The sequence below is a fragment of the Neobacillus sp. SAB-20_R2A genome (assembly GCF_049568635.1).
Classification (GTDB): Bacteria; Bacillota; Bacilli; order Bacillales; family Cytobacillaceae; genus Neobacillus; species Neobacillus citreus.
This window is the reverse complement of the sequence record NZ_CP145895.1, coordinates 3,752,579-3,764,914: the sequence shown is the minus strand read 5'-3', so window position 1 is coordinate 3,764,914 and position 12,336 is coordinate 3,752,579. Positions and strand designations below refer to the sequence as shown.

The following is a 12,336-nucleotide window of genomic DNA, read 5'->3' as shown; positions in this document are numbered from 1 at the left end:
TTCAATTAATATACTTGAATAGAAGACTCAATTCCAAAATAGGCTTTGAGTCTTCTAATTGAATGAGGAGGATTAAAGATGAGCAATGAAAGCTTGTACAAAAAATCGGACCGTAGAAGACTATCGGAATTGGCAAAACTGGCCCCTGAAACCTATCGTGCTTTTGGTGCTTTTAATCAAAAGGCAATGGCGGAAGGCTTACTTTCGGTGAAATTGAAGGAACTGATTGCTGTCGCTGTTGCTCATGTTACCGGCTGCCCCTATTGTATTGAAGCCCATGTTGGTCAAATTAAACGACTTGAAGTATCGAAAGAGGAAATGCTTGAAGCCATCATGGTTGCAACAGCGCTGAAAGCCGGATCTGCTGCAGGCCATGGCGCCAATGCGCTCCAGGCATACGACGGAACAGGTGAAGATGACTTATATACCTTATCAAATATGAAACGATTGAAGGATTTTCGTGAAGAAAACGCCGAGTTGTTCCGTTCCTATTTGGGATTTAGCCATCAGGCGATGAAGCCGGGTCTATTAAGCCAAAAAGAAAAAGAATTTATCGCAGTAGCCGTGGCTCATGTGACCGGATGTGCCTACTGCATCGATACCCACACAAAAGCAGCAAAGAAACTGGGCGCAACAATGGAAGAATTAACGGAAGCGATTTTTGTCGCCACCGCTTTAAAAGCAGCTTCCGCGCTTGCTCATAGTATCAATGCATTGAATGCCTACGGAGAGTAAGCTAACCAAGAAGGAGATTCGTTATGATGCTTCCAAAAACATTTGCATCACTGGGATTCCGTTATTTTCGTTATTTATGGATTAGTTCAGCGTTGGCCAATTCAGGACAATATTCCTTTACGGTAGCTGCCAGCTGGTTAATTTATTCGCTGTCCAATTCAACCGCACTTGTAGGGACAGCCGTTTTTGCCACGATGATTCCGGGGGTTCTTTTCGGACCGATCATCGGGGTATTGGTGGATCGTTTTGATAGACGGCGTTTATTGACCATTGCTGTATTTTCTAATGCATGCAACACAGGGGCTTTGGCATTGTTGAGTTTGCTTGGGATTGTGTCACCATGGGTAGTGATTATGTGTGCATTTTTCTTGGGCATTTGTTTTAATCTGCAAATGACCTGTACGAATGCGATTATGCCTGACCTTATTCCTAAGAATACTCTATACAATGCCACGGCGCTGCAAGGCACAATATCGCATGGCGCAGGATTCATCGGTTCGGCTCTGGCCAGTCCAATCCTTGTTCTGGCTGGTCCGGGCACTGTCTTTGCACTATGTTTTCTGCTCTATACGGGGGCAGGGATCCAATCGTTATGGATTCGAACTAATCAACCTGCCACAACTTTAGGAAATCTGCATCTCAAAAATATTTTTGAGCCTGTCGTGGAAGGGATGATGTACATTCGAAGGACGCCGGCACTTGGGCTCTTAATTCTCATGGTTTTCCTCCACTGTTTATTAACGATGGCGTATACATCGTTACTTCCTCAGTTTATTCACGAGGATCTACGGGCGGACAGCGGAATTTACGGCAGTTTGATGATGTTTATCGGATTAGGGGCCATCCTTGGCAATCTAAGTACAGCCTCCATATCCACCCCAAGGGGGCAGGGCATCCTCTATATTATGACGGCATTGGCAAGCGGCCTGACCTTATTTCTTCTTGGGCTAACAGGTACGCCTCTGCTAGCCTTTATTGTCGGCGTAACGGTAGGTGCATCGCAAGCCGTTTTTATGGCAATTAATCTATCATTTGTCCTGCAGAGGGCAAATGATGAATTTCGCGGGCGTGTTGCGAGTGTCAATTTTATCCTTGCTTCTGGGGCGATGGCGGTCGGGAACTTCCTATACGGCTCTTTCAGCAAACTCATCCCTCCGAAAATCAATATGATGTCCACCGGCAGCCTGTTCGTGGTGATTGTAGTGGTCTTAATCATGATCTCGCCGACTTTAAGATCGTTATACAAGAAATCCGTCAAAGTACAGGAAAATCAAGGTTCCGTCGTCATGTAAAAAAACGCCCCTCAATTTATGGGGGGCATCATTATAATCTTTGGAAATAGCTAATTTGTTCTTTTAGTATTTTTATAAACTCCTGGCTTGCAATGGAACGGTGAGTTTTTAATTGAATGTAACAATAATTGACTTCAATTTTTTCGTCAGAAATGTCTAATGGTATGATTTCTCCCGTATGTACATAGGGGTCAACCTTTAATGACATTTCAGTATAAAAACCAATCGCCATTCCTTGTGCGATAATATGTTTGGCTGCTTCCAAATTTTTCGACTTGATTAAGTAGTTTGGCGTTCCGTGTTTTTTTAATATATTCCTAAGCGAATCAGAGGAACAAATAACGGGATGTTTTAAGATCTCTTTTATAGATATTTCATTATGTCTCGCAAAAGTGGAATGTTTCCCTACACATGCAATAGATTTAGTAGTAAAAAGGTGTCCACTCATAAGCTTTGAATCCACATCATCAGCAAGTGTTAAACCGATATCTGTTTTTCCATCGATAACGAGTTGTTTGATTGTGCGCGTATCTTCCTCAATCAGTTCTAGTTCTATACCGGGATATTTCTTTTTCAAAATAACCAATGCCCGAGGCAAAACACTAGTACTGACGCCAGCAATGGATGCAATGGATAACCGTCCTTTTAAAAGCGAGTGCTCGATATTGACGGTTTCCTGCAGCTCCTCGACTTTGTTGAGGATTTCCTGAGCTTTTAAAATCACAGCTTTTCCGCTTTCAGTCGGTACAGCACCGTTTTTGGAACGTTTAAAAATTTTAACGCCCAATTCGTGTTCAAGAGAAGATATCGCATGACTAATGCTTGGCTGCGCCACGTGCAGGCGTTCCGCTGCTGCAGAAAGCGACCCCGTCTTGGCAATTTCAACAACGTACATTAGCTGTTCTATACGCAAATAGTTCACCATCCATCATAGTGATATTTTTATTATATCAGTTTCCAAGATTAATAATAGTAGAGCGTTGTTAGAATTCAGAAAATTCCTACAATAGTATTTTAAAAAATGTGAAGAGAAATGGGGTTATAAAATGGGAAATGTAGAGAAGACGTATGATTGGAAAGCCATTGTCGACAGGTTAAATCAGTATCTCAAAATTAAAACCATTCCAATTGGCATGAAAATGTTTGAGAAGAAAGAGGATATGGAAGCCATTCCAAAGATCCGGCGGCCAAAAAGCATCCACACAACCGACCAAATTGTCGCCCAGGCATCAAGACTGGGTTGGACAGTAGGTATCACTGCCGAAGATCTAGTCGGTGCACAATGCCAGGTGGTCCTGGGATTACATCCCCGAAATGAAGAGTGGCTATCAGGAGAACAAATGGCGGGCGTATGGTTTGAAAACCAGCAGGATTCTGCGAAACACCAGCGGGAAATGACGGTTGTCCCCCATGGGAAATATGAAGCGATGGCCGTTGCGCCGCTTGTTTCCAATCGTATCGCTGACCCCGACATTTGTCTGATCTATGGGACTCCTGGGCAAATGATTCTTTTTATTAACGGCCTGCAGTGGAGGAATTTTGAAAAATTTGAATGGAGTGTCGTGGGAGAATCTTCCTGTGCAGATTCATGGGGACGGGCCCTTGCGACAAGAAAACCAAGCCTATCCATTCCTTGTTTTGCTGAACGCAGGTTTGGCGGGGTGTTGGACGATGAATTGTTAATGGCCTTATCTCCGGAAGACTTGTTAAAGGCTTTGGATGGATTAGAGGCTTTAAGCAAAAACGGAATGCGTTATCCTATTCCGCAGTATGGCATTCAAATGGATGTGCAGGCAGGGCTAGAAGTTACTTATGGGAAGAGAAAATAACTATCGATAAGAATTCAGGTATTACAAATAAGAGGAGGAATAATGATGAGTCTAAAAGTATTGAAAGTGACATTCAGAAGCGCAAAGTCTATCGATGAGCTTTACAAAATGTCTGAAGCGAGTCTACCAAAGTTTCGTGCCTTAAAGGAAAGGGGACTCATTCAAAAGTTATATGTAAGTAACCCGGAAACGGAAGAACGCGGGGGGATTTATATATTTGAAAGCCAGGAAGCCGTTGAAGAGTATTTGAAGGGTCCAATTTATACGTCCATTGCAGAACGGTTTGAGACAGGGGATACGCTTCGTTATGAAATTGTAGATTGCAATTTTACGTTATATCCAATTGAAAAATGATTTTAGTAATATAGCGACTGTTTACATGCTGCCCCTCAGTTTTCTTACTGAGGGGTAGATACATATTTTGATTAGATTTTATTAATAGAGGACACGCCATAAATAAAACGTCGCATAGGCCTGCCAATTGGCCCAACTTTGAGATAGCTTTAATAGTTCCTCCTTTGCAGGCTTTTTATCTGAACCGGTTAGATGTTTGATGGCGTTATGCAAGCCGACATCATCAAGCGGGAATGCCGAGGTAAATCGTAAGCAGCGCATCATGACGTAATTTGCTGTCCATGGACCTATCCCGCGAATCTTGATTAGTCTTTTTTCAACCTCTTTAAGGTTTTCCATCTTCAATAATTTTTCCTTAGATAATTCTCCGTTTGCCATTAATCTCGAAATGCCAATAATATATTCACTCTTTTTCAAGGTCATTTTAATATCGGCTAAATCTGCAGGTGTTAGCTGGGCGATTTGTTCATAGGATGGAAACAACCAATAGTTCTTGCTATTCCACTCGATTGAATCACCGAATTTTTCAACAAATTGTCTTTTTAAAGTATAAGCGAATGCTAGATTAATCTGCTGCCCTAAGACTCCCCAGCAAAGTGCTTCAAATAAATCGGGAACACCGATTACGCGCAGTCCGTAGAATTCTTGAACGGGGTTTTTTAGCAGAGGGTCTGATTTGGCCATTTCATAAAATGACTTTAAATCACGATCCAGATCAAACCATACACGTATGTACGAGACTATCGCAGCGTATTCCTCTTGATTACCAGGTCTGGTGTCTTTTAAAAACTGAATGATCATCTGATTCCGTTCGTTTACATGAATTTGTACTAAAGCTTGTTTTTCTCCAATGGCAACCGCCCTCGTGATGATACCGTTATCGACTTCAAACATACATTCATTCTTGTTCCGCTCCAAATAACCTAGATTCGCTTTTAGATTAAAGTCTTCCGGCAGCTTCATGATGATGCTCCCATTGTCTTCATACCAGCAGTCATTTGCGTTTTGAATACCTGTCAATTTTGATCACTACTTTTCCTTTTATATGAATTATCACAAGTATATCATTTCAATATCTTGCTTTTTAATCATCTTAATAGTTCGTTCTGCTAATTTCAGAGATATAATAGTGACAGAGGTGTTATTCACCCGCTTATTTCCGTCAATTACATGAATCGGAGGAAACAAAATGACACCACAAACTAATAAGACACCAATCTATTGGTCATTATTTAATCATCATCCTTGGAATTTCTATATTGCTGCAACTGTGAAGGGACTTAGTTATGTCGGCTCACAAAACAAGCCGTTTGAGGAATTGGCTGTTTGGGCAGAAAAACGGTTTCCTGGCAGCCCGCTGATGGAAGATAAGAAGAAGCTAAAGCCGTATGCAGCCGAACTAATAGAATATTTTGAAGGGAAGCGAACGAATTTCACCGTACCGAATGATTTTCAAGGGACTGAGTTCCAAGTCGCTGTTTGGAATGCCCTTTGTGAGATTCCGTTCGGAGAGACCAAATCCTATTCTGACATCGCAAACCAAATAAATAAACCAGCCGCTGTTCGAGCAGTGGGGGCCGCCATTGGTGCTAATCCATTGTTAATAACTGTGCCATGTCACCGTGTTGTTGGAAAAAATGGTTCATTGACCGGCTACCGCGGCGGATTAGAGATGAAGACGCACCTGCTTGATCTTGAACGACAAAGATTATCCCAACAATGATGGTCATCATAGGGAAATTTGTAGGAAATTAAAAGTGGTCTTAGAATATAAAAGAGCACACAGGTTCAACTTGTGTGCTTTTTTGAGAGAAATTAGTTGTGAATTTCTTGGACTCTTCCAATTTGCCCGTCAGTCAGTCTAACCTTAATGCCGTGGGGATGGTTAGGGGACTTGGTTAGAATATCTTGGACGATGCCTCTTGTGAGTTTGCCCGTTTTTTGGTCCTTTTTTAAAACAATATCAACGGTAATCCCTGGAATTATGTCCTTCCGATTCTGCCCGTTCATTAAGAGCCCATTTTTCTGCGGGTGTTGCTTGGCTTCTTCGTCTGCTGGCTTTTCATTTTTTGAGTTTGCAGACTGCCATTCTCTTTTCCTTTGGCTGCGGCTTGGTTTTTTTTGTTTTGCAGTTGCTGCTTAGCCAATTCCTGCAGGCTAATTTTCTTTTTTTCTGTTTCCGGTTGGTGGTTCTCAGACATCGAATCTTTCTCCTTTATGAAAATGTTGGTTAATTGAGTATAATCTATTTTTGCTTGGAAAGAAAGTACATATCATCGATGTCGCTGGTTGCAGCTGGTCCTGATGCCAGAATGACTGGTTCCATAATGCCGGTAATGGCTAGAAAATATTGAAAGCTTTTGCAAGCTTGGAAATGAAGGAACAAGACAGACAGATGAGCTTATTTTAAAATTAATGCTGGAAAAGTAATTACAAGAAATTGGCAGAAAAGTCGGCGGTATTTGTCCGGCTTTTTTGTAACTGGAAAATGTCGGAATAACAAGCTTTCGGAGCAATTTCGACAAAATGCGAATCGTGCAAACCTTAGTATTTTTATCTAGTTTTATACACGAAATTGTAATATACTATAATTGAAAACGTTAATAAGACCTCTTTATGTTTCAACTATCTATGGAATTCATATTGACAGGAAATACTAATTTTAGACGGAATTCGTTCAACCGGGGGTCAATAGCATGAATACAAAATTACGAAGGTATAATATGTTTCAACGTCTTGGACGTGCATTTAAATTTAACTTCATGAAACTGCTTCGTTCTCCCGGAGGAGCCAAAAAGGTTGCCTTGGGATTCGCAATTGGTTTCGGTTTAGAAATGTTGGTCATATCAACGGCTTCATTAATATATATATTGTTTATTCCAGCTGTTCGAATAGCAAAAGGCTCGCTTCCAGCTTCTATCATTGGAAACGTCATCGGAAAATTAACATTACTTCCAGTAATCCTGCTTCCATTTGCTGGAAATCTTGGGAAATTATTTTTTCCTATCAGGATTAGAGTCGGGCACCACAATCCCTTTTCTTTTCAAAAACTAATGCATGGTGATTTCACTGTATTGGTTGGGTTTCTCCACGGCAGTATCCATACATTAATCGGAATGTCGATTTTCGGGATTGTACTTGGTGTGATTTCCTACTTTATCATTCATTATTTTTACGAAAAGGAACTTACCAATCGTAAAAAGAGAAGACGGCAAAAACATGAAATTCGCTTAAATAGCATCAACAAAAACTATATTTAAGTAAATTTTTACTTGGATAATTCTGAAAATTCTAGTAAAATAAAAACAACTTCATCCTATCCAGCCTGTCAGCGGAAGGTAATGGAGATTTATTCAAAACATAACATTCGACTGATAAGTTTCCAGAACCAGCCTTAGCCGGCTGCTATCATGGATCGTAAGCCAGTCCATACCACTTTTAAAGTGTGTTTGGGCTGGCTTTTTTGATTTTTTAACAGGTGGTGGATTATTTGAGTGGAGCGCTAGCAGGTGTAAAAGTATTAGATTTAACAAGGGTTCTGGCTGGGCCCAATTGTACAATGATTTTGGCAGACCTTGGTGCGGATGTCATCAAGGTAGAAGCCCCGGGCGGCAGTGATGAAACCAGGTTCTGGGGCCCGCCGTTTCAAAACGGGGTGAGCGCTTATTATTTATGTGCCAATCGGAACAAGCGCAGCATCACCGTCAACCTAAAGTCAGACGAGGGCCGGGAAATTATCCGTAAGTTAGCTAAGGAAGCGGATGTCCTCATTCACAATTTTAAAACGGGCTCAATGGAAAAATGGGGACTCGGTTACGATTCGCTGGAAAAAATAAACCCCCGGCTCGTTTTTTGCTCCATTACTGGATTCGGGGAAACAGGACCTTACAGCCATTTGCCAGGATACGACTACATCATCCAAGGTATGAGCGGCCTAATGAGCATTACCGGCACCGAAGAAAGCGGCCCGCTTAAAATTGGCGTGGCCATGGTCGATATTTTAACCGGTTTATATTCGGCGATTTCTATTGAAGCCGCTTTGTTTGAACGGGAAAAATCGGGCCATGGTCAAAAAATCGATATGTCGCTGATGGATACGGCGGTAAGCTCGCTAGCCAATGTCGCCAGTAATTATTTGATTTCAGGTAAGGTGCCACGGAGGCTTGGAAATGACCATCCGAATGTCGTGCCTTACTCCACATTTTCCGCCGCAGACGGTGAATTGATCATAGCCATCGGGAATAACCGGCAGTTTGCGTTGCTTTGTGAAGTAATTGGGCTAAGCGAACTGGCGGTGGATGAAAAGTTCCGTACCAATGAGGCAAGAGTCGAAAATCGCCAGGAGCTTACGAGCATCTTAAATAGCCAGCTCCAGTTAAAGCAGGTCAGCGACTGGATGGAGCTATTTTCTGCCAACAATATTCCATGCGGTCCTATCAACACAATTGACCAAGTATTTGACGACCCGCAGGTCTCGGCCCGGAATATGGTCGTGCAAGTAGACCATCCAGAGGCAGGTCTGGTAAAGCTCGTTGGCTCTCCTATTAAACTTTCAAGAACAGAGACAAGGGTTGAACGTCATCCGCCGATGGCTGGTGAGCATACCGACGAAATCTTGCAGGAAGTGGGATTTACATTTGAGGAGATTAGCCGTTTAAAAGCGGATAACATTATTTAAAAAATTGCCTGGTGACGAAGTTGAATTTTAAAAAAAACAGGGGGAGAATGTACGATGAACTTTGAATTCACGGAAGAACAGGAAATGTTAAGAAAAATGGTAAGAAGCTTTGTTGATAAGGAAATCAATCCGAACATGCGAGAGTGGGACGAACGCGGTTATTTCGATCCAGTAATTTGGCAGCGTTTAAAAGAATTGGATTTGATGGGGGTTTGCATTCCAGAAGAATACGGCGGCAGCGGCATGGATTATAACTCGCTGGCGATTGTTTGTGAAGAACTGGAAAGAGGAGACACCGCCTTCCGTACTGCAGTTTCGGTTCACATCGGGTTAAATAGCATGACTTTATTGCAATGGGGAACAGAAGAACAGAAGCATAAATACCTAGTTCCGCAGGCCAAAGGCGAAAAAATTGGAGCGTTTGGATTAACGGAGCCTGGCGCGGGTTCGGACGTGGCATCGCTTGGAACAACGGCTGTGAAGGATGGAGACTACTATATTTTAAACGGTCAGAAAACATGGATTTCGTTGTGCGATGTCGCCGACCATTTTATCGTGTTTGCCTATACGGATAAAGACAAGAAACACCACGGAATTTCCGCCTTCATCGTGGAGCGGACGATGCCCGGCTTTTCTTCTAAGGCGATAAAAGGGAAACTCGGAATCCGCTCAGGCAATACCGGGGAATTGTTCTTTGATCAGGTGCGCGTTCCGAAAGAAAACTTGCTTGGCCAGGAAGGGGAAGGCTTCAAAATTGCCATGTCCGCACTTGATAACGGCCGTTTCACGGTTGCCGCGGGAGCAGTCGGTTTGATTATGGCAAGTTTGGAGGAAAGCGTAAAATACTGTCATCAACGGAAAACGTTCGGCAAGGATATCGGCAAGCATCAGCTGGTGCAGCAAATGCTTGCAAACATGGAAGCCGGATTGCAAATGAGCCGTTTACTGGTTTATCGTGCTGGCGAGTTGAAAAATAAAGGTGTGCGCAATACTCGTGAAACTTCGCTTGCGAAATGGCAGGCCTGTGATTTTGCCAATAAAGCGGCAGATGATGCGGTGCAAATCCACGGGGCCTACGGTTATTCAAGTGAATACCCTGTAGAGCGCTTTTTGCGGAACTCCAAGGCGCCGGTCATTTACGAAGGAACGCGGGAAATTCATACGGTTATGCAGGCGGAATATGTGCTAGGGTATCGTGAGGATAAGGCGCTGAGCAACATGCTGCCGGCCTGGCCGTTTGAGAGTGAGAAAGTTACGGTTTAGGTTTTTTATTGGGGGAGCGGATTGGTTTTAACCATTCGCTCCTTTTATGGTTTTGTTGATGGAGGGATGGTTAGTTATTAGACCAAAGTTGTTGAAAATTCATGGAAAATGGTCTTATGAAAGGGTTATAAGACCAGAACGGCAGTGAAAGATGAGAGGAAGTGTCATATGAAAGGGCCATAAGACCAGAATAGCAGTTAAAGATGGGAGGAAGTGGTCTTATAAAAGAGTTATAAGACCAGATTGGAAGGAAAAGGTGAGCGGAAATGGTCTTATGAAAGAGTTATAAGACCAGAAGGGCAGTTAAAGATGGGAGGAAGTGGTCTTATGGAAGGGTTATAAGACCAAATTGGAGGAAAAAGGTAATCGGAAGTGTCTTATGAAAGGGTTATAAGACCAGAACGGCAGTGAAAGATGAGAGGAAGTGTCCTATGAAATGGTCATAAGATCAGCACAGAGGGGGAAAAAATAAAAAATGGCCCTATAAAAAGGTATAAGGCCACCCCCTTAACTCCAATTGGCAATGGTCATCCCAAAATACTCGCCATGGATATCGTCGAAATAGTCATTGTTTCATAGTCTCATATTGCTTGTACAAATCCTTCAGCGCTGCAATCAGGGCGTGATTGGCTTTTCCTAAATAGCCATTCTTTAAGTCTTCGAGTGGCTTGTCAATTCCATGACGTAAACTATACCCCTTCAACAGCCTAGAAATATAATCACGACCATGTTCCGTAGCCAGCGTACAGGATGCATCCACGATCACTCCATAATGCTTATCAATCTCAGCCGTAATCGTCAGCGTTTCATAAATGCTTCTGGCAGCCATACCGGTTGGCAGCTTGGCGTGACCGGCTATAAAATAGGTATTCATTCTGATTTCCTCCAGAGGTTTTATTTTTAGAATAATATAAAAATGAAGAATTGATAAGATAATAATTTTTAAAAATTCCTTCTGATAAAAATAGGTAAATTGTCCCTTTTCGTCAAAAATTTAGTATCATAGTCTTGTAATGATATTTAGAAAGAAGGAAAAAGGAAATGAGTCTTATTATTCTATTTTTGTTATTGGTACTCTTATTTTTTGTGCCCAAATACCTAAAATTTAAAAACTCAAGCTATCAACAAGCAAGTGGGAATACTTTCTTGAAAACATTATTTGATAAGGGAAATTACGGAGAATTTTTAACTTTTGCGGAACTAGAAAAATTAAAGGGACCTAAAAGGCTCTTAACCAATCTTTATTTACCAAAATATGATGGAACAACCACAGAAGTAGATTTAATCATGCTCCACGAAACAGGTCTTTATGTCTTTGAATCCAAAAACTACAGCGGCTGGATTTTTGGCGATGAAAAAAGTAAAAATTGGATGCAGGTTTTTCCGAACAAACAAAAAGAGAAATTCTTTAATCCGGTCTGGCAGAATAAAGCACACATAACTGCATTGAAGTCCACATTGGGAAGAGGGGATGAATACCTTATTAAATCGTATATCGTTTTTAGTGAGCGTTGCACACTTAAGAAAATAAATGTTACTTCCCAAAACGTAAAGGTTTTAAAAAGAAATGCCATGCTTTCATCAATAAAAAAAGAAATTACCAATACAAGGAATATAATGACACAAATAGAAATCGACCGGATGTACACTATTTTACATAAATTTTCTCTGGCAGATTCTAACGTTAAACAGGCCCATATTAAACAGATTCAAATGAAAAGATAATTTGCTAACTAAGTCTGCGAATTTTTGTCCTTACCATTTCATATGATATTCTTTTTATATAAAGAATTAGGAGGATGAAGCGATGGCTATCATTGATATAACGGTTATCCCTGTAGGGACAGGCACAACAAGTGTCAGCGAGTATGTGGCGGAAATACATAAAGTTCTTCAGCGATATGAGGACAGAGTAAAGTATCAACTAACCCCGATGAGCACATTGATTGAAGGGGATTTAAAATTACTCTTAGAAATTGTTCAAGAAATTCACGAGGTCCCATTCCAGAAAGGCTTGCAAAGAGTCTGCACCAATCTACGAATTGATGATCGCCGTGACAAGGAACATTCAATGGAGCGGAAGTTGCAGTCAGTACAAACAAAATTGTAAGGTCAGAGTGAATTTTTTTTGAAAAGGGTACAAAACCGAAAAAATCTCGAAAGATAGATTGAAAATTGATAGAAA

The 12,336-nt window shown here is 41.5% G+C and carries 15 protein-coding genes; 10 read left to right on the top strand and 5 right to left on the bottom strand.

Annotation, left to right across the window (positions count from 1 at the left end):
- Positions 1–78: 78 nt before the first annotated feature.
- On the top strand, positions 79–735 hold the full coding sequence (locus V5M37_RS18240) for a carboxymuconolactone decarboxylase family protein (RefSeq protein ID WP_423798578.1): 657 nt from the start codon (positions 79–81) through the stop codon (positions 733–735).
- Between the two features lie 23 nt (positions 736–758).
- Complete coding sequence (locus tag V5M37_RS18235; protein WP_423798577.1) at positions 759–2,027, top strand: MFS transporter; 1,269 nt, start codon at positions 759–761, stop codon at positions 2,025–2,027.
- 31 nt (positions 2,028–2,058) lie between these two features.
- Here V5M37_RS18235 and V5M37_RS18230 read toward each other — a convergent pair whose 3' ends face one another.
- Positions 2,059–2,940: a LysR family transcriptional regulator gene (locus tag V5M37_RS18230; RefSeq protein WP_423798576.1), complete on the bottom strand. Its 882-nt coding sequence runs from the start codon at positions 2,938–2,940 to the stop codon at positions 2,059–2,061.
- A 133-nt stretch (positions 2,941–3,073) separates the two neighbouring features.
- Between V5M37_RS18230 and V5M37_RS18225 the strand changes: the two genes are divergently transcribed.
- Together V5M37_RS18225 and V5M37_RS18220 are read left to right on the top strand one after the other, a co-directional pair.
- Positions 3,074–3,856 carry a DUF169 domain-containing protein gene (locus V5M37_RS18225; protein WP_423798575.1) on the top strand — a complete coding sequence of 261 codons (783 nt, stop codon included), beginning with the start codon at positions 3,074–3,076 and terminating at the stop codon, positions 3,854–3,856.
- Between the two features lie 45 nt (positions 3,857–3,901).
- The gene (locus V5M37_RS18220; protein ID WP_423798574.1) at positions 3,902–4,210 is read left to right on the top strand and encodes a YdhR family protein; all 309 of its coding nucleotides are present in this window, start codon (positions 3,902–3,904) and stop codon (positions 4,208–4,210) included.
- 81 nt (positions 4,211–4,291) lie between these two features.
- Here the strand turns inward: V5M37_RS18220 and V5M37_RS18215 are convergent, their stop codons facing one another.
- Positions 4,292–5,173, bottom strand: a complete 882-nt coding sequence (locus tag V5M37_RS18215; RefSeq protein ID WP_423802646.1) for a DNA-3-methyladenine glycosylase family protein — start codon at positions 5,171–5,173, stop codon at positions 4,292–4,294.
- 226 nt (positions 5,174–5,399) lie between these two features.
- Here V5M37_RS18215 and V5M37_RS18210 point away from each other — a divergent pair, with 226 nt between their 5' ends.
- Positions 5,400–5,933: a methylated-DNA--[protein]-cysteine S-methyltransferase gene (locus tag V5M37_RS18210; RefSeq protein ID WP_423798573.1), complete on the top strand. Its 534-nt coding sequence runs from the start codon at positions 5,400–5,402 to the stop codon at positions 5,931–5,933.
- Positions 5,934–6,025: 92 nt separating this feature from the next.
- Here V5M37_RS18210 and V5M37_RS18205 read toward each other — a convergent pair whose 3' ends face one another.
- Both V5M37_RS18205 and V5M37_RS18200 read right to left on the bottom strand, forming a co-directional pair.
- Positions 6,026–6,220, bottom strand: coding sequence for a YwbE family protein (locus V5M37_RS18205; protein WP_423798572.1), 195 nt, complete (start codon positions 6,218–6,220; stop codon positions 6,026–6,028).
- Positions 6,220–6,411: a hypothetical protein gene (locus V5M37_RS18200; RefSeq protein WP_423798571.1), complete on the bottom strand. Its 192-nt coding sequence runs from the start codon at positions 6,409–6,411 to the stop codon at positions 6,220–6,222. The genes V5M37_RS18205 and V5M37_RS18200 overlap by 1 nt, the downstream gene beginning before the upstream one ends.
- A gap of 495 nt (positions 6,412–6,906) precedes the next feature.
- Between V5M37_RS18200 and V5M37_RS18195 the strand changes: the two genes are divergently transcribed.
- The 3 genes from V5M37_RS18195 (at position 6,907) to V5M37_RS18185 (ending at position 10,151) form a co-directional block, all read left to right on the top strand.
- Positions 6,907–7,470, top strand: coding sequence for a DUF2062 domain-containing protein (locus V5M37_RS18195; RefSeq protein WP_423798570.1), 564 nt, complete (start codon positions 6,907–6,909; stop codon positions 7,468–7,470).
- A 230-nt stretch (positions 7,471–7,700) separates the two neighbouring features.
- Complete coding sequence (locus tag V5M37_RS18190; RefSeq protein WP_423798569.1) at positions 7,701–8,888, top strand: CaiB/BaiF CoA transferase family protein; 1,188 nt, start codon at positions 7,701–7,703, stop codon at positions 8,886–8,888.
- A gap of 54 nt (positions 8,889–8,942) precedes the next feature.
- A complete protein-coding gene (locus V5M37_RS18185; protein WP_423798568.1) occupies positions 8,943–10,151 on the top strand; it encodes an acyl-CoA dehydrogenase family protein in 1,209 nt (402 codons plus the stop codon).
- Between the two features lie 565 nt (positions 10,152–10,716).
- Here the strand turns inward: V5M37_RS18185 and V5M37_RS18180 are convergent.
- Positions 10,717–11,025, bottom strand: coding sequence for a DUF3870 domain-containing protein (locus V5M37_RS18180; protein ID WP_423798567.1), 309 nt, complete (start codon positions 11,023–11,025; stop codon positions 10,717–10,719).
- 272 nt (positions 11,026–11,297) lie between these two features.
- Here V5M37_RS18180 and V5M37_RS18175 point away from each other — a divergent pair, with 272 nt between their 5' ends.
- Both V5M37_RS18175 and V5M37_RS18170 read left to right on the top strand, forming a co-directional pair.
- Complete coding sequence (locus V5M37_RS18175; protein ID WP_423798566.1) at positions 11,298–11,876, top strand: nuclease-related domain-containing protein; 579 nt, start codon at positions 11,298–11,300, stop codon at positions 11,874–11,876.
- Between the two features lie 82 nt (positions 11,877–11,958).
- Complete coding sequence (locus V5M37_RS18170) at positions 11,959–12,261, top strand: MTH1187 family thiamine-binding protein (RefSeq protein WP_213119001.1); 303 nt, start codon at positions 11,959–11,961, stop codon at positions 12,259–12,261.
- Positions 12,262–12,336 lie beyond the last annotated feature (75 nt).